The organism is Micromonospora sp. DH14, from assembly GCF_029809455.1.
GTDB lineage: Bacteria > Actinomycetota > Actinomycetes > Mycobacteriales > Micromonosporaceae > Micromonospora > Micromonospora parva.
Map to the genome: position 1 here is coordinate 68,308 of NZ_JARVKT010000027.1, position 21,690 is coordinate 89,997.

Annotated in this window: 22 protein-coding genes; 9 read left to right on the forward strand and 13 right to left on the reverse strand. The window is 67.9% G+C overall.

The window, feature by feature from the left end; genetic code table 11:
- Window positions 1-378: 378 nt before the first annotated feature.
- On the forward strand, window positions 379-1,368 hold the full coding sequence (locus QCZ28_RS26755; RefSeq protein WP_279519222.1) for a M48 family metallopeptidase: 990 nt from the start codon (window positions 379-381) through the stop codon (window positions 1,366-1,368).
- 60 nt (window positions 1,369-1,428) lie between these two features.
- A complete protein-coding gene (locus tag QCZ28_RS26760) occupies window positions 1,429-1,926 on the forward strand; it encodes an NUDIX domain-containing protein (protein ID WP_279519223.1) in 498 nt (165 codons plus the stop codon).
- 3 nt (window positions 1,927-1,929) lie between these two features.
- Here QCZ28_RS26760 and QCZ28_RS26765 read toward each other — a convergent pair whose 3' ends face one another.
- From QCZ28_RS26765 to QCZ28_RS26775, 3 genes are read right to left on the reverse strand one after another with little or no spacing between them, the layout of a single operon-like run.
- A complete protein-coding gene (locus QCZ28_RS26765) occupies window positions 1,930-2,886 on the reverse strand; it encodes a hypothetical protein (RefSeq protein ID WP_279519224.1) in 957 nt (318 codons plus the stop codon).
- Between the two features lie 31 nt (window positions 2,887-2,917).
- A complete protein-coding gene (locus tag QCZ28_RS26770) occupies window positions 2,918-3,928 on the reverse strand; it encodes a hypothetical protein (RefSeq protein ID WP_279519225.1) in 1,011 nt (336 codons plus the stop codon).
- Entirely contained in the window at window positions 3,922-4,254 is a 333-nt protein-coding gene (locus QCZ28_RS26775) for a PadR family transcriptional regulator (RefSeq protein WP_279519226.1), read from the reverse strand. The genes QCZ28_RS26770 and QCZ28_RS26775 overlap by 7 nt, the downstream gene beginning before the upstream one ends.
- A 173-nt stretch (window positions 4,255-4,427) precedes the next feature.
- On the opposite strand from QCZ28_RS26775, the gene QCZ28_RS26780 reads away from it, so the two are divergent.
- A complete protein-coding gene (locus tag QCZ28_RS26780) occupies window positions 4,428-5,018 on the forward strand; it encodes a GrpB family protein (RefSeq protein ID WP_279519227.1) in 591 nt (196 codons plus the stop codon).
- A gap of 119 nt (window positions 5,019-5,137) precedes the next feature.
- Here QCZ28_RS26780 and QCZ28_RS26785 read toward each other — a convergent pair whose 3' ends face one another.
- Complete coding sequence (locus QCZ28_RS26785; protein ID WP_279519228.1) at window positions 5,138-5,758, reverse strand: GNAT family N-acetyltransferase; 621 nt, start codon at window positions 5,756-5,758, stop codon at window positions 5,138-5,140.
- Between the two features lie 65 nt (window positions 5,759-5,823).
- On the opposite strand from QCZ28_RS26785, the gene QCZ28_RS26790 reads away from it, so the two are divergent.
- Window positions 5,824-6,708, forward strand: a complete 885-nt coding sequence (locus tag QCZ28_RS26790) for a transglutaminase domain-containing protein (RefSeq protein WP_279519229.1) — start codon at window positions 5,824-5,826, stop codon at window positions 6,706-6,708.
- On the opposite strand, the gene QCZ28_RS26795 is transcribed toward QCZ28_RS26790, so the two are convergent.
- From QCZ28_RS26795 to QCZ28_RS26805, 3 genes are all read right to left on the reverse strand, one after another.
- Window positions 6,695-7,636, reverse strand: coding sequence for a redoxin domain-containing protein (locus QCZ28_RS26795; RefSeq protein WP_279519230.1), 942 nt, complete (start codon window positions 7,634-7,636; stop codon window positions 6,695-6,697). The genes QCZ28_RS26790 and QCZ28_RS26795 overlap by 14 nt on opposite strands.
- Window positions 7,637-8,863 carry an epoxide hydrolase family protein gene (locus QCZ28_RS26800; RefSeq protein WP_279519231.1) on the reverse strand — a complete coding sequence of 409 codons (1,227 nt, stop codon included), beginning with the start codon at window positions 8,861-8,863 and terminating at the stop codon, window positions 7,637-7,639. It abuts the gene before it with no gap.
- A 150-nt stretch (window positions 8,864-9,013) separates the two neighbouring features.
- Entirely contained in the window at window positions 9,014-9,874 is an 861-nt protein-coding gene (locus QCZ28_RS26805; RefSeq protein WP_279519232.1) for an SDR family oxidoreductase, read from the reverse strand.
- A 123-nt stretch (window positions 9,875-9,997) separates the two neighbouring features.
- On the opposite strand from QCZ28_RS26805, the gene QCZ28_RS26810 reads away from it, so the two are divergent.
- Both QCZ28_RS26810 and QCZ28_RS26815 read left to right on the forward strand, forming a co-directional pair.
- Window positions 9,998-10,600 (forward strand): TetR/AcrR family transcriptional regulator, encoded by a 603-nt coding sequence (locus QCZ28_RS26810; RefSeq protein WP_279519233.1) that lies wholly within the window; start codon window positions 9,998-10,000, stop codon window positions 10,598-10,600.
- 55 nt (window positions 10,601-10,655) lie between these two features.
- Window positions 10,656-11,573, forward strand: a complete 918-nt coding sequence (locus tag QCZ28_RS26815; protein WP_279519234.1) for an expansin EXLX1 family cellulose-binding protein — start codon at window positions 10,656-10,658, stop codon at window positions 11,571-11,573.
- Between the two features lie 349 nt (window positions 11,574-11,922).
- Here the strand turns inward: QCZ28_RS26815 and QCZ28_RS26820 are convergent, their stop codons facing one another.
- The gene (locus QCZ28_RS26820) at window positions 11,923-12,480 is read right to left on the reverse strand and encodes a YcxB family protein (protein WP_279519235.1); all 558 of its coding nucleotides are present in this window, start codon (window positions 12,478-12,480) and stop codon (window positions 11,923-11,925) included.
- A 389-nt stretch (window positions 12,481-12,869) separates the two neighbouring features.
- Between QCZ28_RS26820 and QCZ28_RS26825 the strand changes: the two genes are divergently transcribed.
- On the forward strand, window positions 12,870-15,665 hold the full coding sequence (locus QCZ28_RS26825) for a TIM-barrel domain-containing protein (protein ID WP_279519236.1): 2,796 nt from the start codon (window positions 12,870-12,872) through the stop codon (window positions 15,663-15,665).
- A 60-nt stretch (window positions 15,666-15,725) separates the two neighbouring features.
- Here QCZ28_RS26825 and QCZ28_RS26830 read toward each other — a convergent pair whose 3' ends face one another.
- Both QCZ28_RS26830 and QCZ28_RS26835 read right to left on the reverse strand, forming a co-directional pair.
- The gene (locus tag QCZ28_RS26830; protein WP_279519237.1) at window positions 15,726-15,959 is read right to left on the reverse strand and encodes a hypothetical protein; all 234 of its coding nucleotides are present in this window, start codon (window positions 15,957-15,959) and stop codon (window positions 15,726-15,728) included.
- 14 nt (window positions 15,960-15,973) lie between these two features.
- Window positions 15,974-16,222, reverse strand: coding sequence for a hypothetical protein (locus tag QCZ28_RS26835; protein ID WP_279519238.1), 249 nt, complete (start codon window positions 16,220-16,222; stop codon window positions 15,974-15,976).
- A gap of 335 nt (window positions 16,223-16,557) precedes the next feature.
- Between QCZ28_RS26835 and QCZ28_RS26840 the strand changes: the two genes are divergently transcribed.
- Window positions 16,558-17,364 carry a helix-turn-helix transcriptional regulator gene (locus tag QCZ28_RS26840; RefSeq protein WP_279519239.1) on the forward strand — a complete coding sequence of 269 codons (807 nt, stop codon included), beginning with the start codon at window positions 16,558-16,560 and terminating at the stop codon, window positions 17,362-17,364.
- Window positions 17,351-17,542 (forward strand): DUF397 domain-containing protein, encoded by a 192-nt coding sequence (locus tag QCZ28_RS26845; protein WP_279519240.1) that lies wholly within the window; start codon window positions 17,351-17,353, stop codon window positions 17,540-17,542. Before QCZ28_RS26840 ends, QCZ28_RS26845 begins: the two co-directional genes overlap by 14 nt.
- A gap of 298 nt (window positions 17,543-17,840) precedes the next feature.
- Here QCZ28_RS26845 and QCZ28_RS26850 read toward each other — a convergent pair whose 3' ends face one another.
- The 3 genes from QCZ28_RS26850 to QCZ28_RS26860 all read right to left on the reverse strand — a co-directional run bounded on the left by QCZ28_RS26850 (window position 17,841) and on the right by QCZ28_RS26860 (window position 21,286).
- Window positions 17,841-18,446: a hypothetical protein gene (locus QCZ28_RS26850; RefSeq protein ID WP_279519241.1), complete on the reverse strand. Its 606-nt coding sequence runs from the start codon at window positions 18,444-18,446 to the stop codon at window positions 17,841-17,843.
- Window positions 18,443-18,892: a hypothetical protein gene (locus QCZ28_RS26855; protein WP_279519242.1), complete on the reverse strand. Its 450-nt coding sequence runs from the start codon at window positions 18,890-18,892 to the stop codon at window positions 18,443-18,445. Before QCZ28_RS26855 ends, QCZ28_RS26850 begins: the two co-directional genes overlap by 4 nt.
- 834 nt (window positions 18,893-19,726) lie before the next feature.
- Window positions 19,727-21,286, reverse strand: a complete 1,560-nt coding sequence (locus QCZ28_RS26860) for a hypothetical protein (RefSeq protein WP_279519243.1) — start codon at window positions 21,284-21,286, stop codon at window positions 19,727-19,729.
- Window positions 21,287-21,690 lie beyond the last annotated feature (404 nt).

Sequence of the window (21,690 nt, forward strand, 5' to 3'; positions counted from 1 at the left end):
TATGCATTGGCTTTGTCGGGCCGAAACACGGAAAAGAGGTCGGACGAACAGCCGGATCCTGCACGAAGCCGGCCTGGGGCATGATCTGCGTTCGTGATCAATACGGTGACCAGCACGGGGGCGTGCCCGGGGTGTGGGTCGACAACGGCGTCGGTTAGAGATGCGGTGCCATGGTGTCCCGGCTGCGAGTGGAATCTGGACGCTTACGACCCGGCACGACGCCGACGCGAGTTCGGGTGGAGGTGGATCGACCGGTGGACCTACCGGATGGCATTCCGGGCCACCAGGCGGCAGTTCACCCAACTGGTCGGGCGACCGCTGGGCACAAGCGGTTCCGGTACCGCTCGGACGCTCACTGCGGCAGCGTCACTGCTACTGATGGCGGCGGTGATCGCGCTCGCGGTGGTCGGCGGATGGCTGATCGTGGCGTTCCCATTTCCCAACCTGGCGGTCGTGCCGGGTGTGGCGATGGTCGGTCTCGCGATCGCACTGCGGCCCCGATTCGGTCGCCTCGACCCGGAACTGGAGGTGCTCGACCGCGACCAGGCACCGGAGTTGTTCGGCCTGATTGACGAGGTGGCCACGGCTGTCGGGGCACCGCTGCCGGACGTGGTGGGCGTGGACGGCGCCATCAACGCGTACGCGGGCACTGTCGGATTGCGGCGGCGAAAGGTGCTCTGCCTGGGGCTTCCGCTCTGGGGTTCACTCCCCGCCGGTGGCCGGGTGGCGCTGCTCGGCCACGAACTCGGTCACTTCGTCAACAATGACCCACGCCGAGGGCTGCTCACCCAGCCCGTGTTCACCATGCTCGGCTCGGCCGCCGACCTGTTCCGGCCGGTGCGGACCAACGTCGGGGCCGGGCTGGTGGAGATGCTGGGCGACGCGCTGGGCCGCGCGTTCCAGTGGGTGGTGTCGCGGGTGCTCTTCGCCACGTACCTACTGCTCGTGGCGGTGGCGTTGCGGGACAGCCAGCGCGCCGAATACCTCGCGGACGATCTCGCCGGCCGGGCGGCCGGCACGACCGCCGCTACCGAATTCCTCGACATCCTGCTCATCACCGAGTCGCTGGAGCTGGCAGTGCGTCGGGAGACCCGAGCGGGACACGGCCCGGACCGGTGGCGTTCCGCCCTGGCCGAGTCCCGGGTAACCAGGGCCGACCAACTACCGCTGCTGCGGCAACTGTCGGTCCGCGACGGGGCGTCGCTGTTCGCCGCTCATCCGCCGACCGGAGTGCGGCGCCAGATGCTCGCCGGTCGCGCGTGGCAGGACCCCTCGGTGGCGCTCAGCGAGGCCCGCATGGAACGAATCGACGCTGAACTTGGCAGGGAGTACGACCGCTTCCGCCGTACGGTCAACTGGTCGGGCTGACGCCCGACGAGCGCCCGCGCGACGGCGTTGGCCAGAGCCGTCGCGGCCTATGATCGCCGGATGGCGATTCCGGACTACATCGTGGGCATGCGCAAGCACGTCGGCCACGACCTGCTCTGGCTGCCGAGCGTCAGCGCGGTGGTCCGCAACGACGCCGGTGAGCTGCTGCTCGGGCAGCGCGCCGACGACGGGCGCTGGTCGGTGATCAGTGGTTTCGTCGAGCCGGGCGAGCAGCCGGCCACCGCGCTGGTCCGCGAGGTGCGTGAGGAGACGGGGCTGGACGTCGCGCCGGTGCGGATGTCCAGCGCCGTGTCGCACCCGCACACGTACCCGAACGGGGACCGGTGCGAATACCTCAACCTGGGGTTTCTGTGCCGGCTGGTGGCCGGCACCGCCCGGGTCAACGACGACGAGTCGCTGGACGTGCGGTGGTTCCCGTTGGACCGGCTGCCCGAACTGGACAAGCACGCCCTGCTGGTCATCGCGTACGCGCTGCGGGAGAACCAGTTGGCCGGTTACCTGGAGCCGGGCACGACGTGGGACGACGTGCCCGACTGAGGTTCACACCGGGGTCGGCGCGAGGGCGACGGGCACGGCGGGCGCGGACCGGGCCGCCCGAATGGTGTACGCGAGCGCGTACGGCATGCACGCCAGGTAGAACATCGGCTCCAGCAACAGGCGGTCGGTGATCAGGAAGATCTCCCACGACGTGGGGCGGGGCAGGCCGAAGTTCCAGTCGGTCCAGCAGGCGAAGAGCCACAACGGCGCGGAGATCCGGTCGACGCTGTCCGCTGTCATCGCGTCGGCCGCAACGGTGCCGGGCCCCGGAATGGTCTGGATCACGAACAGGATCACGGCCAGGTCGGCGGCGACGAGCGCGCCGACGAGGCCCACCGACCAGGCGACGCCGACCCGGCCCCGGGCGGCGAGGCTCGCCGCAGCCCAGAGGGCCAGCGTCAGGCCCGCCGACCAGAGCAGCAGACCGGGTACGAAGCTGCCGAAGACACTGCCATTCATGACGGACATGAGCCCGAGTGCGGCCACACCGACGGGGAGCACCACGCCGAGCGCGATGCGCAAGGGGCCGTGCAGTGCGGTGTGCCGGGCCGAGCGTGCCGTGTACTTCGCCAACAGCACCGCGAAGCCGAGGATCAGCGTCGACCAGAGCGGCAACTGCACCGCGTTCGACCAGCTCACCCGCATCGACAGCCAGTTGTAGACCTGCGCCATGGCCAGCGCGCTGACGATCACGATCCCGGCGCAGGCGAGCGGGGCCAGGAGCAGGGCGGCGGCGGTACGGCGGGCCCGCTGATGCATCAGGCGGCGGTCGAGGAGCGGGGTGCCGGCTCGGCTGACGGCGAGGCTCGCCGCGAAGCCGACCATCGTCGTCCAACGACCACTCTCGGCGAGCACGTGCAGCTCGGCGGCCCATTCGCGGCGCAGGTCGTCGCGGACCTCGGCGGGCCAGCGGCGCACGGCCAGCCCCAGCAGCAGCTCGGCGATCCGACGGGTCAGCATGCCGGCGCTCCGGTGGTTGCTCGCGTGGCGCTCACCCGTTCGCCGCTCGGGTGCCCGGGTCGGGCTTTCGGCTCGACGTGGACGTCCATCCGGTGGCGCTGGGCGTCGCCACCAGAGCGGCGGGCGCGAACCGGGCCGCCCGGATGGTGTAGGCGAGCGCGTACGGCATGCAGGCCAGGTAGAGCATGGGCTCCACCAGCACCCGGTTGGTGATCAGGAAGATCTCCCACTGGATCGGCCGGGGCAGGCCGAAGTTCCAGTCCGTCCAGCACGCGAACAGCCACAGCGGCGCGGAGATCGGGTCGACGCGTTCCCGTGCCTCGATCACCGGCCCGGCGCCGATTCCGCCCGGGTAGGTGTCGACGACGGGGAGAATCACCGCGAGGTCGGCGGCGACGAGCGCGCCGAGGACACCCACCCACCAGGCGGCGCGGAGGCGACCCCGGGCGGCGAGGCTCGCCGCGGCCCAGAGGGCGAGGGTCAGGCCGGCCAACCAGAGCAACAGACCGGGTACGGCGCCGGCCAGACTCTCGGGACTGGTGACGCGCACGAACAGGATGACGGCCGCGCCGACGGGGATGACCACGCCGAGCGCTATGCGCAACGGACTGGCGAGGGCGGTGTGCCGGGCCCAGCGGGCAGCGAACACCGCCAACACGACCGCCAGCACGATGACGACAGTCGTCCAGATCGGCTTCTGCGCCCGCTCCGCCCAACCTGCCCGGAACATCAACCAGTTGTAGACCGGGAACATCACCAACGCACCGACGGCCACGATCCCGACGCAGGCGATCGGGGACAGCAGTAGCGCGGCGACAGTGCGGCCGGTTCGACCACGCATCAGGGTGCGGTCGACGAGCGGGGCACCGGCGCGACTGACGGCGAGGCTCGCCGCGAAGCCGACCATCGTCGTCCAACGACCAGTCTCGGCGAGCACGTGCAGCTCGGCGGCCCATTCGCGGCGCAGGTCGTCGCGGACCTCGGCTGGCCAGCGCCGGGCGGCCAACTCCAGCAGCAGCTCGGCGGCCCGGCGGGTCACCACGCCGGCGCCCCGGTGGGTTCGGTGCCGCCCCAGGACGGACGACCGTCGGGGATCGCGGCCCGCAGTTCGGCGAGCGTCCGTCGGGCCTGCGCCACACCTTCGGCGGTAAGCCGGTAGTAGCGGCGAGCCGGCCGGCCGGCCGTGGCGGGGTCGATCGCCTCCCAGTCGGCGGCCAGCCAGCCGGCCCCCTGCAGCCGGTGCAGCACCGGGTAGAGGGTGCCGCTGGGCAGGCCGGTCAGTCGCATCAGGTCCAGCCCGTAGTGCTGCTCGTCGGGCTCGGCGAGCAGTGCCGCGAGCACCTTCGCGACCGGAATCGTGATCCGCATCCGACCACTGTATCGGAACTCTACATAGGGTGGGGGCACCTTCTCCGCGCGTCGGTCGGGTGTGGCCGCATCGATCGTCGTGGCGTCGCCACCGTCGGTTTGCGCACCGCGCGGGCGGCCGGCAGCGCGGCGGTCACGTAGTCTGGCGGACTTTGCTTCCTGAGGAGGTTGACGTGGCCGAGTATCCGCAGGACGTCGTGCAACGCTTCCACGCCAACCCCGAACAGGTCGACGCCGGCCTGGTCGGCGAGCCGCCCCGGACCTGGGCGTCCGTCGTCATCGAGGAGTACGACCCGGCCTGGGCGCAGCGATTCGCCGCCGTCCGCACGTCGATCGTCGAAGCGCTGGGCGACGTGGCCCTCGGTGTGGAACACGTGGGATCCACGGCGGTGCCGGGGCTGGCGGCCAAACCGATCATCGACGTCGACCTCACCGTCGAGGACACCGCGACGGAGTCCGCCTATCTCCCCGCGCTGGAGCGGCTCGGGTGCCGGCTCGTCCTGCGCGAGCCCTGGTGGCACGGGCACCGGATGCTCGTCGGCCCGGCCGAGGACGTCAACCTGCATGTCTGGCCGCAGGGTGCGCCCGAGCCGGTCCGGCACCGGCTCTTCCGCGACTGGCTGCGCTCGCATCCGGACGACCGGGAGCGGTACGCCGAGACCAAGCGCCGCCTCGCGCGCGACACGGCGCACCGGCCGCGTGACTACAGCCTGGCGAAGAACAACGTGATCGACGAGATCTACGCGCGCGTCTTCGCCGCCTGATGACCTTGTGTCGCCGACGGCCGCGCGCAGATCTTGGACAGTTTCCGTTCAGACGTAACGGAAAGTGTCCAAGATCGGGCGGTGGGCCGCCGGTGCAGACCGCCCCCAACCGTGACGTTTCAGCGCGGCGGCTGCTGCATGATCCAGGTGGGCACCGGCTCCGACAGGGAACCCACCACCTCCCAGCCGGCCCGGCGGTACAGCTCGACGTTGCCCGGGTTGCTGGTCTCCAGGATCGCCGGCAGGCCGTCGGCGGCGGCACGGGCCAGCCCGGCCCGCATGACGGCCCGACCCCAACCGCGTCCGGCGCTGTCGGGGTGGGTGCCCAGGACACCGAGATACCAGAACGGGTACGTCGGCAGGGCGTCGTGCACGGTGTCGTCGTAGCCCTGCACCCGGGCCAGCACGTCAGCCGGGTAGGAATCTTCCTTCGGCGACCCGGGCACGACGGGCGACCCGGGCACGACGGCCGGCCCGGTAGCCGGCACGGTGCCCGGCTGCCCGGCCGCGGGCGGCTCCCAGATGGCGGCGGACGCGCCGGCACCGATCGTCCAGATCGACGACCGGTGCACCCGCTTGTCGAAGAGGTTCCCGAAGAAGATGGCGGCGTAACGCGGGTAGGTCTCCTCGTCCGGGAACAGGAACCGCAGCACGGGGTCCTTGACGAACGCGGCGACCAGCGAACCGACCACCGCGTCGCGGTCGGCCGGGGTGGCGATGGTGATCTCGGGCGTTGTCACAGCAGTCGACACTAGCCGGAAATGCGCCTTGACCCTGACACGGTGGCGGGCCGAAGACTGCTGCCATGGACCTCGATGACTACCAGAACCACTCCCCCTACAGCGCTCCCGGCCGGCACGGCGGGCTCCTCGACGCCGTGGCGACCGACATCCCCACCGTGGCGGCGACCGTCCGCAACGTGATCGTCCACTACCGGGCCGGCGGCGTGCAGCTGCCCGACGACCGGCTGGAGGAGGTGAACCACCGTTGGGTGGACCGCATCCTCGACACGGACCAGTCCCGTTTTCCCCTGCCCCTGACGAGCGGGCGTCCGGCAGCCGAAAGGGTGGCCGGCTGCTGCCGGGACCACACACTGCTGTCGGTCGCGATCCTGCGCCAGCACGGCATTCCCAGCCGCAGCCGGGTCGGCTTCGCCTCCTACTTCACCCCCGGCTGGCATCACGATCACGTCCTGGTCGAGTACTGGAACGGCCACCGCTGGGTCTGGGCGGACCCGGAGCTCGACCCGGCTGGCGACTGGCGGTTCGACGGCTACGACATCGACCCGGGGGCGGGTCGCTTCGACTCGGCGGCGCGGGTGTGGTCGGCGTACCGGGCCGGGACGACCGATCCCGACGTCTACGGTGTAGCTCCCGACCTGCCGGTCCACGGCGCCTGGTTCATCTACAACTACGTCCTGCACGAGCTGGCCCATCGACAGAAGGATGAGCTGCTGCTCTGGGACAGCTTCGGCGCGATGACCGACGACCTCGCCGACGCCGACCTCACGCTCGCCGACGAGATCGCCGCGCTGCTGCTGCAGGCGGACGACGGCGACGAGGCCGCGGAGAAGGCGCTGGCCGACCGGTACGCCACCGACAGCCGGCTGCGTCCCGGCGCTCGGGTGCGCAGTTTCTCGCCGGTCTCCGGCACGGTGAGCACCGTCGAGTTGCGCGTCAGCCGAAGGTGAAGGCGTACGCCTCGGCCCCGGACTCGCCGAACGTGATCTCCAGCGTCCGTTCGCGGATCGCGTCGTCCTGGCGGACGAGCTGGTAGAGGCGGCCGTCCTGGAGGACGCCGTTGCCGTCGGCGTCGACGTCGACGCCGTGTGACGGGCCGGGGGCGGCGCCGTCGAGCAGCACCCGGAACGGGATCGACCGTCCCGCCCCGGGGGCCAGCACGAGATGCGCGTCGCGGGCGTGGAACCGGACGGCGACGCCGCCGCCGGCCCGGTCGAGCACGACGTTCTCCGCACCGATCGTCCACTCCCCCGCCAGGGCCCACTGGTTGAGGTCGAGGCTCTGCGGCACCTGGTATTCGCGGCGTTCGTCCAGCGCGGGCTCGTTCGGCGACGCGAAGTGTTCACCGCGACTGAAACCGAGGTACGTCTCGGGTGTGCGCAGGTTGGCCCAGTCGGCCTCCGCCTCCGGGCCGACCCCCTCGACGGGTACGGGTGCGCGCTCGACGCCGAGCAGTTGCTGGAGCACCCGCTCGGACTGCTCGTAGCGTCCCTCGCCGAAGTGGTCGTCGCGGATGACGCCGTCGGTGTCCACGAAGTAGAGCGCCGGCCAGTAGTGGTTGCCGAAGGCACGCCAGATCACGTAGTCGTTGTCGACCGCCACCGGGTAGTCGATGGACCGGGCGGCGACCGCCCGCCGCACCCAGTCGACGTCGTGCTCGAAGCCGAACTCGGGCGTGTGCACCCCGACGACGACAAGCCCGTCGTCGCGGTACGCCTGCGACCAGGCGCGCACGTACGGCTCCTGGCGCAGCCAGTTGATGCAGGTCAGCGTCCAGAAGTTGACCAGGACGACGCGCCCGCGCAGGTCGGCGGGGCCGAGTGGCTCGGAGTTGAGCCACTCGGCCGCCCCGCCCAGCGGGGGCAGGTGCACGGCCATCTAGCGCAGCGACCGGAAGGCGGTGCGAAGCTCCTCGGAGAAGATCTTCGGCTGTTCCCAGGCCGCGAAGTGCCCGCCCACGTCGAGCTTGTTGTAGTAGATGAGGTTGGAGTACGCCTGCTCGGCCCAACTCTGCGGCGCCTCGTACAGCTCGTCGGGGAAGACGCTCACCGCGACCGGAATCTTGACGCCCTTGGCGGCGAAGAACGACAGTTTGTTCTCCGCGTACAGGCGGGACGCGGAGACGGCGGTGTTCGTCAACCAGTAGAGCGAGATGTTGTCCAGGATGTCGTCACGGGTCAGGCCCGCTTTCGCCCCGTCGAAGACCTGCGCGATCAGGGCCAGGCTCTTCGCGTCGTGGTCGAGCAGGAAGGACGCCAGGCCCACCGGGGAATCCGCCAGCCCGGTCAGCGTCTGCGGACGCGTCGCCATCATGAGGGCGTACGCGACGTGCTTCCACACGTAGTTGGCTTCCTCGGCGGCGCGCATCTCGTCGTCGGAGAGACCGGAGGGCAGCGAGCCCATGGCGTTGTTCGCGCCGGTGGTGTCGCCCTGGAACAGCAGGTCGATCTCGGGTGGGATCGCACCGGGCATGTTGGTGTGGATGCCGAGCAGTTCCGGGGGTGCCTGGAGGCCCATCTGGTCGACGATGACCGCGCCCCAGTCACCGCCCTGCGCGACGAACCGGTCGTAGCCGAGCCGCTTCATCAGCTCCGTCCAGGCGGTCGCGATCTTCTGCGGGCTCCACCCCGACTCGGTCGGCTTGCCGGAGAAACCGTGGCCGGGCAACGATGGGATCACCAGGTGGAAGGCGTCCGACGCGCTGCCGCCGTGCGCCGTGGGATCGGTGAGCGGCTCGATGATCTTCATCTGCTCGATGATGGACCCGGGCCACCCGTGGGTGACGATGAGCGGCAACGCGTCCTCGTGCTTCGAGCGCACGTGGATGAAGTGGATGTCCACCCCGTCGATGGCGGTCATGAACTGCGGTACGGCATTCAGCCGCGCCTCGACCTTGCGCCAGTCGTACTCATTTTCCCAATAGCGGGCGACGGCCTGGATCGTCGCGAGTGGCACGCCCTGCGACTGGTCGTCCACCGTTTCCTTGTCCGGCCAGCGGGTGGCTTTGATGCGCCTTTTCAGGTCGTCAAGGTCGGCCTGGGGAATGTCGACCGAGAACGGCCGGATCTCCGTGGTGCCCGGACGAGTCTTGGTTTTGACAGCCATGCGTGTTTCCTCTCCGTCTAGGTTTGCGCCTCGCGAGGAGAAAGCATCGGGTGCAGGCTCTGCCCGGACTCAGATGCCAATGAATGGGCACGCCGCCGCCATATCTCGGAGCCTAGAACGCCGAACCCCGGCCCGTGGCGATACGGCCCGTCACTGCGACTGGTCGCGGGCCGCGACGGCTTTTTCGGCGGCGCGACTGACCTGCTCCCAACCCGCCCAGGTGTCCATCCGCCGACGGGAGATGTCGAACGCCAGGTCGTACACCATGCTGCCGAGCAGGAGCCGCAGCGGCGGGTCGTCGCTGTCGACCAGCCGCAGCAGCGCCTCGGCGGCCAGCCGGGGTTCACTGTCGATCGAGCCTTCCGCCCACTGGCGTTCCAGCTCGGCACGCAGTGGCGCGTAGGCGTCCATCGGGGTGGTGGCGCGCACGCTGGTGTAGAGGTCGGTCCAGTAGCCGCCCGGCTGCACGATGCTGACGGTGACGTCGAAGGCCGCCGCCTCCATCGCCAGCGCCTCACTCATCCCTTCCAGGGCGAACTTGCTCGCGCTGTACAGGCCGGTGCTGGGGAAGCCGCCGAGCGCGGCGATGCTGGAGACCTGCACGATGTGGCCGGACCGTTGGGCGCGCAGGTGTGGCAGCACGGCCTGGCTGACCCAGAGCGCGCCGAAGAGGTTGACCTCGAACTGGGCGCGCGCCTCGGCCTCGGTGAACTCCTCGATCATGCCCATGGACAGGGTGCCGGCGTTGTTGACGACGATGTCGAGCCGGCCGAAGTGCTCGACGGCGGTGCCCACGGCCGCGATCACGGCCGCGCGGTCGGTGACGTCGAGGGTCAGGGCCAGCAGCCGGTCGGCGTACTTCTCGTCGAAGTCGCCCTGAGCGATGGTCCGGGCGGCGGCGACCACCCGGTCACCGCGGTCGAGCGCGGCGTCGGCGAAGGCGCGGCCCAGGCCGCGGCTGGCGCCGGTGATGAACCAGGTACGCGGGGCGGCGTCGGAGGGGGTGCGCATGCGAAGTCTCTCTTTCCTGTGACGAGACGATACGGTCCGTCTCGTTATGACAGAAGGCTAGCCCCGTCCCGACACCTCGTCAAGACGAGACGGTCCGTCTCGCCGTTGCTATCGTGGTGCCCCATGACGCCCAACACCGCCCGTCGGCGCGAGACCTCGCGGCGCGCCATCCTCACCGCGGCCTTCGACCTGCTTCAGGAGACGGGGTACGCGAAGCTCAGCATCGAGGGCATCGCCGCGCGGGCCGGCGTCGGCAAACAGACCATCTACCGCTGGTGGCCGTCGAAGGGCGCTGTCATCTTCGACGCCTTCCTCATGCTCAGCGAAGCCACCGAGGGTGGACCACCGACGCTGCCGGACACCGGCGACCTGGCGGCGGACCTGACGGTGGTGCTGCGCGCGACGGTCGAGGAGATGAACGACCCCCGCTACGAGCAACCGATGCGGGCGCTGGCCACCGAGATCGCGCTCGACCCCGAGCTGGCCGCTGCGTACGCCGAACGGCTGGACGGGCCGTTGAAGGAGGCCAAGCGGCAGCGCCTGCGCAGCGCCCAGCGGGCGGGCCAGATCGCCGACGACATCGACCTCGACGTGGCGGTGGACCTGATCTGGGGGCCGGTGCTCAGCCGCTGGCTGCACCGCAGCGGCCCGCTCACCGCCGAGTACGCCGACCTCGTCGTCAGCACCGCCCTCAACGGACTGCGCCCGCGCCGATCCGACGAGTGACGATCGGTGGGACGACTTTGCGCTGCCGCAGCGTGGTGCGGCAACATCAGGCGCCGTGACGGCACCAGGCACGGCCTCCGACAACGACATTCCGGCCCGCACGCCCCGGGTGAGTCGGCGGGTCAGACACTGGTTGGCCGGTGCCGGGGTGGCCACCCTGGCCGCCGTCCTCGGCATCACCCTCGCCGTACGCGGCGGCGCCACCCCGGCCTGCGCCGCGCCGCCGACCGGCAACGCCGTCCACAAGGGCAAGGCCAGCTTCTACGACGCGGGCCGCTCGGGTGGCAACTGCTCCTTCCCGGGCCCGCCGGCGGACCGGCTCTACGTGGCCCTCGGCGCGGCCCAGTACTCCGGATCGGCGGCCTGCGGCAGCTACCTGCAGGTGAGCGGTCCGAAGGGCACGGTCCGGGTCATGGTGATGGACCAGTGCGGCGGCTGCGGACCCAGCAAGATCGACCTTTCCACCGAGGCGTTCACCAGGATCGCCGACCGGTCGCAGGGCATCGCGCCCGTGACGTACCGGGCGGTGGTGAACCCTCCTCTCGACGGCGGGCTCACCTTCCGGATGAAGGGTGGCGCTTCGCGGTACTGGTTCGCGGTGCAGGTCGGCAACCACGGCAACCCGCTGCGCTCGGTCGAGGCGAAGGGGCCGGGTGGCGGCTTCCGCAAGGCCGTCCGCCAGGGCGACAACCACTGGACCATCGAGGGCGGGATCGGTCCCGGGCCGTACAGCATCAGGGTGACCGACGTGTACGGACGCCAGGCGACCGCGACCACCATCCGGATGGTCACCAAGCAGGTGCAGCGCAGCACGGCCACCCTCGCCAGCGCCTCCCCCACACCCGGCAACTCCCCCGCGGCCCCGCCGACCCCCAGCGCTGCGCCTTCGCCGACAGCGACGGAATCGGCAGCGCCGACGGCGACGGTCGAGGCGCTCGCCGGCGCTGCAGGACTCGACGCCCCTCGCTGCTGACCGACCCGCCGAACGCCGTCGTCAATCCTTGCGGGCACGCAGGATCCGCCAGCGCCGGGACGAGGACGACCAGGTACCCGCCGACGAACAGCACGGCCCGGCGTCGGTCCAGCCACCGGTTGAGCCGGGCACGCTCGGGCTGGTCGGGAAAGCGCCGCAGGGGAACCCCGTCGGCCGGTGGGACCGGTTGTCGGCTCAGCTGGTGGAAGCGCTCACCTGCCAGCACCGCCAGGTCCCGCGCGAACTGGTCCTCGTCGTAGGCCACCTCGGCGAGCTCGAACAGTTCGATGGCCGGCCGGCGGTCGCGCGGCCACGGCACCAGCTCGCCGAGCCGGCCCCGACCTGTCGGTCAGACGCTGCGCCGGCAGTGGGTGCCCAGCAACGCGCGCAGCGGTGCGGGATCGCCGCTGACCAGCCCGCGCTTGGGCAGCACGAGGACCGCCGCGCCGAGCCGCTCGGACGCGCGCAGCACGAAGGACCGATCGGTCTCGACGTACCGCAGGTACTGCGACCAGGCGGCGGTCTCGCTCCGGCTCGCGCTGGCCAGGCGCAGGCCGGCGTCGTCCACAACGGCGCGAATCGGCTCGGACAGCCAGGGGTTCGCGCGCATGATCATGCGTACCTGCCAGCGGTACATCCAGCGGGCGGCGACGAGGAAGCGGAACAGCAGCAGGCCGAGCCCGATGGCGACGACCGCCGCCGTGCCGAGGATCGCCACGTCGGTCGCCGACATGGCCTGGAAACCGTTCGCCAGGAGGATTCCGACGAGCGCGGCGGCGATCAGCAGCGGGACCAGCCAGGGCCGCCGGAGGCGACGCCGGTGCGCGACGAAGCCGTCGAGCCAGTCCTCCTCGGTGAGGGTGTAGGCGAGTTCGACCGGGCTGACCATGACCTGCTCCGCTGACACGAGGAGGCAGTCTAGGCAGACCGCGTCAGCGATGTCTCGGCGGCGGGCCGCAGCCCGCCACCTTCGGCCGGCAGTCAGGAATCGTCGGTACGACGGGAGCTGGGCGTCCCACACCACCGTCGCCCCGCAGCCGGTCAGAGCGACGAGAGCTGAGCTGGTCGACGGGCATCGCGCTGGTCGACGTAACGCGCGCAGCTCGGGTAGCCATCACCGCCGCGTCTCCCCGTACCCGCCGCACCACCGGCCCTGCCGGGGACGCCGTACGTCTGAGCAGGTGGTCGTGCGGAAGAGAGAGAAGGGACACCCTCCGACGCATGTTGACAGCCGTTTCGGGCGAGTGACAGCGTTGTCATCGACTCATTTCCTCCATATGAGACGAGGAGCGCATCTTGCTCTATCGGAACTCACCGCGTCGGCGGGCGACGGCAGCCGCCGCAGCCGGCATTCTCGTCACCGGGCTGGCGCTCGCTCCGTCCGCGCCGGCCCAGGCCGGCCGCGACAAGCCGAAAGACGGGACCGTACGGTCGGGCAACGCACGTTTCGAGGTGCTGTCCCCAACCCTGATCCGCACCGAGTACCAGAAGGACGGCAGGTTCACCGACGCCGCCACCTTCAACGCCATCGGGCGCGACGACTTCCCCCGTACGCGTTTCACCCAGCGCGTCGAGCACGGCTGGCTCACCATCGACACCGGCGCGATGACCCTGCGCTACCAGGTCGGCTCGGGGGCGTTCACCGCCGACAACCTCACCGTGCGGCTCAAGGCCGGCAAGCAGCTCGTGCAGGGCCAGCCCTGGGCCGGCCACACCGCGCCGGCCTGCGCGTTCGGCGCGCTGTGCGAGGCCGAGTCGCTGCAACTGAACGGCCCCGGTGTGGCCACCGACCACCAGGGACACACCGGGCGCGGCTTCGCTGCCGGTTTCGCCTCGTCCGGCGACTCGGCCACGTTCGCGCTCGACGCGCCAGCCGGCGGCACGAAGCAGCTCACCGTCCGCTACGCCAACAGCACCGGCGGCGACGGCCAGAACGTGGCCCGCACCCTGACCGTTCAGGTCGACGGCGACACCGGCCGCACGCTGACCCTGCCTCCCACCACGAACTGGGACACCTGGGCCCTGGCCAGCGTGCCGGTCGACCTCACCGCGGGCCGCCACGAGATCAGCATCGTGCGAGGCCCCAACGACTCCGGCAATGTGAACATCGACAGCCTCGCGGTGGTCGACCCGGGTGCGGCGTACCCGGCACCGGCCGCGCCCCAGCCGCAGTCGCTGCGGTTCGGCACCCTGGGCGAAGCCGAGACCGGCGCGCTGACCGGCGGCGCGAGGCCCGCGAACGACCACAACGGCGCTTCCGGCACGGGATTCCTGGCCGGCCTGGAAAGCACCACGTCCGCCGTCGCGCTCACCGTGACGGATGTTCCGGCCGCCGGCGACTACCAGCTGCAGATCCGCTACGCCAACGGCCAGGCCGGTGCCCAGCCGAGCCAGGCGCGCACCATGTCGGTCACCGCCGGGACGGCGGCGCCGGTCACGGCGACCCTTGCGCCGACCAGCGGGTGGGACTACTGGAACACCGTTTCCGTGCCGGTCCACCTGGACCGAGGCACCACCACCGTGACCCTGGGCTGCCCCACCGACGCCAGCTGCAACGTCAACGTCGACACCGTCGCCGTGACGAGCAAGGACTCCCCGCTGCTCGCCCCGCACGCGCCGCTCGGCGGCTACCGCCGCGGGCTGGACGGCGTGACCGGTGCCGCGCTCACCGCGCCGGGCCTGCTCTACCAGGACGGCTGGTACCTGCTCGACGACTCGGCCTCGGCCCTGCGCGACACCAAGCCCCGGCCCGCCCCCGAGCAGGACGGCTACGTCTTCGCGTACGGGCAGGACTTCACCCGTGGTCTCAAGGACCTGTCGACCCTGACCGGGCCCACGAAGCTGCTGCCCCAGTGGGCGTACGGGGTGTGGTACTCCGAGTACTACGACCGCACCGCCACCGAGTTCCAGGACCTGGTGAACCGGGCCAAGGCCGAAGGTGTGCCACTGGACGTGCTCGTCCTCGACACCGACGTCAAGGCCCCGGACAAGTGGAACGGCTGGAGCATCGACCCCACCCGCATCCCCGACCCGAAGGCGTTCTTCGCCTGGGCGAAGAAGCAGGGCCTGCACACCGGCATCAACATCCACCCGAGCATCCTCGGCTCGGACCCGAAGTTCGCGCAGGCGCAGGCCACCGCGAAGGGCAAGCTGCAGCGCGTCGGCTGCAACGGCGGCCCCGACTGCTACGCGTTCGACTTCGGCGACCCGGACCAGCTCAAGGCGTACCTGCAACTGCACGACGGGATGCTGCCGAAGGGCACCAAGGGCCCCGACCTGTGGTGGCTGGACTGGTGCTGCGACAACACCAAGTCGTCGCTCGCCGGGGTGACCGCTGACGCCTGGATCAACCAGCAGTACGCCGACAAGACCGGCTTCGCCTTCTCCCGCGCGTACGGCTCGTTGCAGGCCGGCGGCTACGGCAGCCCGACCCCGGTGTCGACCGGACCGTGGGCCGACAAGCGGACCACGCTGCACTTCACCGGCGACACCACCTCCGACTGGTCGACCCTGCAGATGGAGGTCGGCTACACGCCGGGCGAGTCGGCGGCGACCGGGCTGGCCGCTGTCAGCCACGACATCGGCGGGCACACCGGCGGTCTCCAGGAGCCGGGCACCGAACCGGGCAGCACCAAGCTGCCCGACGACCTCTACGCCCGGTGGGTCCAGTTCGGCACGTTCCAGCCGATCGACCGGCTGCACTCCAACCACAGCGACCGGCTGCCCTGGCAGTACGGTCCGGCGGCCAACGCGTCGGCCAAGAAGTTCCTGAACCTGCGCAAGGAACTGCAGCCCTACACCTACGCCGCCGCCAAGGAGGCCACCCGCACGGGCACGCCCATCGTCCGCTCCATGTACCTGGCGTACCCGAAGGAGCAGGCCGCGTACGCCACCGCCGGTTCCCAGTACCTCTACGGCCCGGACTACCTGGTGGCGCCGGTGACGACGCCCGGCACCACCGCCACCACGTCGGTGTGGTTCCCACCGGGCAACAGCTGGACCGACATCTTCACCGGCAAGACGTACCGGGGCGGCACCACGCAGAACATCACCACCACGCTGGACACCATGCCGGTGTTCAAGAAGCACTGAGACGGCGTTCCGGAGACCGGCCGGGTGGGGGCAACCCCGCCCGGCCGGATCGTTTCCTGGCTACCGCTGTGGCCGGCGGGCCAGCGACAGCCAGCCGAGGAACCGGCCGTGCATCGCCGGCAGGTCAGGGCACAGACCCAGGCGGTACGCGTCGTCGAGCGCCTCCTGCATCGACGCGGCCAGGTAGAACGCCAGGGCGATCGAATGCCCGTAGAACTCCGTCACGAGCACGAGTTGGGCCGGGCCGCACGGCCAGGGCGCGGCGCAGTTGCGGCACCGCCAGGCTGGTCGCATCGGCAGATGCGGGGTCATCCGACAGGCACCGGACGTCGGCGGCGTGTGGCCGGCAGGGCCTGCATCCGCACGCCCGCACGCATCACGAACAACTCGCGGTGCGCGACCGCGTCACCCGCCGCGTTCAGCTGGTAGCCCTCAATCCAGACCCAGCCGTGGTACGTGTGCCGCTCGGGCAACTCGCGGATGACGCGCACGAAGATCGGGCGCAGAAACTGCACGCTCGCCGCGGTGCTCAGGTAGACCACGTCACCGGCCGCCATCGTCCCGATCACAGCAACCCCCAGGGGTACGCGACAGAGCCGCTCGCGTGCGGTCGGCTCGTCGGATTCGGCTCGGGCTTGTTGTCGGGCACGCTTTCCCCCTTCGTGGCGTTGGGAAGGGGCCGCTCCCGTGAGTGCTCGCCCGACAGGCGCGGCCCCGCTGCGAACGCGACCACCAGGTTTCGTGGTCCCTACCAGCCGCGCCGCCTGGTGACACTCTGCTGTGGAGACCACTACGCTCGGAAGGCATTGCAGGTGGTCGGGCCAGGGCTGGCGGGACAGGCTCCAGGCGTGTGGCACCTCGGGTAGTCGATCTCCGACGTGAGGAGCACTGAATGGCTGACGTGCCGAGCCCGCTCGCAAACTTCATCGTGAGCGAGATCCGCCGCGCCCGTGGAGCGTCCGGGATGACGCAGGAGTCGTTCGGGCGAGCAGCGGGCTTCAGCGCCTCACACGTCAGCGCCGTGGAGAGCGGCACCCGAGCGCTGACGATGGACTTCATCAAGGGCGCTGACCGGGCGCTGAAGAACGGCGGGCTCTTCGAGCGCCTGGCGACGAAGTTCGGCGCGCCGTCGTGGTTCCTGCCCTGGCTGGACGCCGAGCGCGAAGCGACACAGCTTCGCTACTTCGAGCCCAACCTGATCCCCGGCTTGCTACAGGTTGAGCACTACGCCCGCACTGTCCTGCGGACAGACGAAAGCCTTTCCGACGACGAGGTTGAGCAGCGCGTGCAGGCGCGGATGAGTCGGCAGGCCATCCTCACCGGTGATCGCCGGCCGCAATTTGTCGCCGTGCTGGACGAAGCCGCGATACGTCGCACGGGCGATGGCCTGGGCGGGATCATGGCCCAGCAGGTCGCCCATCTGATCGCGGTGGCCGAGCTTCCGCACGTGCACGTCCACGTCATCCCGATCGCCAGCGGCCTGCACATCGGGCTGTCTGGGCCGTTCGCGCTGGCCCGGTCCAGCGAGGGCGTGTGGGTTGGACACCTCGAAAACCAGCTTGGCGGTGACGTCATCGACAAGGACGATGAGGTAGCTACGCTTCAGGCAAGGTGGGAGAGCGTCCGAAACGAGGCGCTACCTCGCCGGCAGTCCATCGACCTGCTGAAGGAAGTCGAGAGCCATCATGGACCTCAGTAACGCCCGGTGGCGCAAGTCCACCCGCAGCGGCGCAAGCGGTGGGAACTGCGTCGAGGTCGCGAGCAACCTGCCCGGTGTGGTGGCCGTCCGTGACTCGAAAGACGTGACGGGACCGGCGCTAACCTTCGCCCCCGCCGCCTGGGCCACGTTTGTCACCCGAATCGCCGAGCGACCATAACGGAAGCCGTACACACAGATCACCCATACCAACGGGCGGGGTAGTAGCGATGATTTGGTCTAGCGCGGCAGCCATGCAAGCGTAAATGCCCTTTGGGCAGGCACGGCGGCGCGTTCCCGCTTGTGGACAGACAGCGCTGCGAGTTTCGATCCAACTCGCCGACTCGTGTCGCTACGGTCGTAGGGGCACGGTATCGGACCAGCCCTTCGATACTAAAGGCCAGCTCCGTCGGCGAATGCTAGGCCGGCGGAGCTGAGCTTTTGCAGCCTCAGGATTTGGGCAGGTAGAGCTGTGTTGCTTATACCAAACTCATTGAATCATCGATTAAGGGGCCCCTCCGAATTCGCCTGGCCGGTGGCGCAAGCTCAGGAATGGCCCTAAGCTCCACACGCTCCACACGCTCCACCTGCTGTCGAAGTGCAGGCGTCGCAGCCTGCCCAGTCTTGCGGCCGAGTAGACCAAAACTCTTGAGCCGAAGGCGAAATGCAACAAGCCAACCCGACAAAGAGCTCCGCTTTAGGTAGGACGAGTTTGCCTCTCGAAACTCATTGAAGTGCCTCAGCAAGACCTTCCGGTCACTGAGGCGGACCCCATCATCAAGCATCTGATCGGTGATTGACGGGAGTTCTACATTACGCAGCAAATAGGCTGCGATTAATACATCGGCAAGGGTGTGGCGGCGAGTGTTCCTGATGTGAGTCTCAATTACGTGCAACAGCACCGTTGCACCACGGCTAAACTCGATGTTGCCCGCCAGCAACTCGTCCACGAGCGAATCCCGAATGTGCCACAACTGATTCCGAAACCTGCTGTGCTGCCAGTTGGTGTATTGAAAAATCAGGCCGAATGGCAGAAATGATGCGACGAGTAACGTTACAAATAGGGCACCGGACGTTGCGCTCATCGTGACGTCTCCTCAGGAGCAGGGTCTGACTGCTGCAAGGACTCGGCCGCGGGTGGCTGCGCCTGGCGCTGTATCAGGGCGCCGTGTTCAAGCTTGTCGTTCCTGGAGCGGAGGCGATCGATCTCTTTCTTCCGCTCATGACTCCGTCGTGCCGTAATACCCCAGCCCACCGACAGCAGAATAGATATTGCCAAAGTGATGCTTACTGTGACCGAGAAGTTTGTTTGCTTGCCCGCGATATTGCGTGAAATCTTCTCTATTACACTCAGTGGGATGAAGGAGGCTGCAATCCAAAGACCTACCTTAAACCCATCGATACCACGAACGATCAACTGATACTTAAGTCGCATGGCCTCTAGCGCCGCGTCTTGCTTAGGCTGCTGAGAGCCTTGGCGCTTGCGCGGAGTCGCCTTTGACGCGCGGCGAGGCGCTGGAGCTTGGGACATGAAACGGAGGGTAGCGGAAGGGTGCCCCTTCGTGCCCACCCTGGCTGTCAATGTGTCGGGTAGCCGACCAAGTCTCCCATCATGAGCAACAGTCACTTTCTTCACCTTCTATATGGTCTTCCCCAAGCTCGCCTTTAGTAACGATCCGGGCTTTTTTGCGTCGCGGGACAGCCCCGAGGCTAAATTCATCCCAGAGGCCAGTGCGCATCCCCCTAGGGGGAGGTTAGCGCCAGAACCGATGGCCAGCATCCCCGTTACGGCGTGTCAGCTTGACGATCCAGCCAATTGGCTACCCTCGATCAGTGCCTCGTCGTCGCGATCATGCCCACGAGGCCAGACGCTGCCGAGTCCCCGCTGCCTTGACCAAGGCACGGTGCTCAGCGCGGCGCGGCGCGGCAGCGGTGAGCGACCGACAGTCGCCCGGACACCGCCCCCACCCCAGCAGTAACCAGCCGCAGCAGACCGTGATGTAAGCCGGGCATCCACCTGGTCGAACGCTCGGGCTTCCGACTACCGCCCAATTCCAACCTCGGGACTGGCTTGCCACCGTGCATCGAGTTACAGGGCCGAGCGAGAGGTCGACCGACTTGACACACTTATGCCACCTCAGGTCCTGGTCAGGCCATCAAGCGCCAACCCAACGATGACACGGGCCAATCAACGGCACACAACAAACGACCTCCTCAGAGCCTTGATCGAGGCTCTGAGCTGGTGGGCGACGGACGAGTCGACCTGTACGCCGGATTCTGCCTTTGACACATGCTCTGACCAGGCTCTTTGGGTATAACAGGGCCTCTCAGGGCGTCGATAGGGCGCAAAGGCACGCGAACACGTTCATGACGTAAGACCGAGCGCGAGTTCACACTCAACATCAATTCCAGGTATCGATCTTGCATCATGCCACTCAGCTCCCGCCGCGAAGGGAGGAAGCTTGTCAAGCTCAAAGGAAAAAACACCTTGCTTTCGACCTGAACGCTGAACATATAGATCGATAGTCTCTTGCATATCCTCGACATGTATATCGATTGGATCGATCTCGATGGCCAAGAGCGTCTCAGCGTCCACCAGGAACCATGAGCCGACGACGCCGTCGTCGAACGACGCAACGCAAGTTCCGAAGGACGCGCTTGGCGTAATCTGATTACCGTTCAATCTCGCTCTTTCTCGGTTCAGAATCGAACGCCACCTTCCGAACCGCATAGGATGTTCACCCAACCCAGATTCATAATATTGGCTCGCGACCCTCCTTTGCTTCTTGGTCGAAAGCTCGTCCTCGAATCCCGCTACTAGCACTGCCGCCAGGGCAGGATACTGACGTCGTCCTTTTTCCTCATTAGCGAGGCCCCACACGTACTCGAACAGCCCTCTTGCAGCTTCAATCGCATCCTCCCCTTCTCGTCGGGAAGCGTGCCTCCCACCGTGAGCAACGCGGTTACGAATATCAGCTATGTTGACCTTCCAGTCGCGAACGGGGCCGGAGCTACAGTCCCATGAACCGCCAATCCTGTTGCCATAGTTCGGTATGTGCTTAACTCGCGAAACTATTCCCGGCTTAAATACCTCAGCAGCAAGCTCGGGACCAACCTGATCCCACCACAACATATGCTGCAAGACGAGGTCCAGTAGCGCCTCTGAAGCTTGAGCAGAAAGAATGAGGCTTCCAGATGCCTGGCCGTGAAATTGAAAAGTACGTATTGAATCAGCCACGAAGTCCACATAGAGGGCCAGTTCGCGCTGATGGGCTATGGCGTGCATCGCAGTAGCGAATCGCGCATGGGCAGCATCATCCAAGACGACAGGGTCCAATGGAGTGACGCTGTCCGTAACGTATCTCTCCGTGTCAGCAACTACAGACGAAGTCGCCGCATCATATTCGGTGATGTCGAACCAGCGATCCGCTTCCGGCATTGGGCGTCGTTTTACGTTGACGGGCCTCATGATCGCGTACGTGTAGGCCTGCTCAAGGGTATCGATAAAGCTGCTTACCGCATGCTCGGCTCTATCGACTGCATTACTCTTACAATCTTCGCAACCCACTGTGATATGCGACGCGACGCGCGCCTCAACAATTTGAGCCACGGATGATTCCGGCTCATGATCCGACTCAATTGGTTTTGTGTCGTAATGGATCGTATCGCCACTCTCCCGCACCTCGACGTCCATAATGCGGGCATAGAACTGACCGTTCCTCCAATGTTGATGCATGGCAAGTTCACCATCGACCGCACCAGGGCGAACAGCGTTTATCGCCGCACCGTGGCGCAACTCGGTCAGCGGCTGCGAAAGGTCGAACACGGTTCCGTGTGCGATCGGAAGACGTTCCCCAAGCACCGAAACGATTCGAACAACAGCAAATCCATTTCGCAGATGGTCATCTGAGTGCGCATCGCTCACCGCTGGATCATAGCGAAACATATTCGACTTCGTTGACCCGGTCTGTAGCACTATTGGCCGGCCCACACGGCACCAATCCGGAACGTTCCGCCACTGAACGGACCCCTTCCCAAACCAGCGGGACATGGATGATAGACGTTCGGCCAGCAGGCTAGGCACGGGTTGACTGCGAACCACGTCATCGATCTCGCGGAACCAGCTAAGGAGCCGGATCATTATCTAATGATCATGCATCGGTCCGGAACAAGTCGTCGATCGCCCGACGAGTGCGTTCCTCGCTACAGAGGTTGAAGGGCCAAGGTTCGGGCTATCTCGGTGGTTCGGGTTCGAGGGTCATGCCGGTGCTGGCGAAGAAACCGGCGAGGAGATCGGTCTGTTGCTGACAAGCGCGTAGTCGGCGTTTG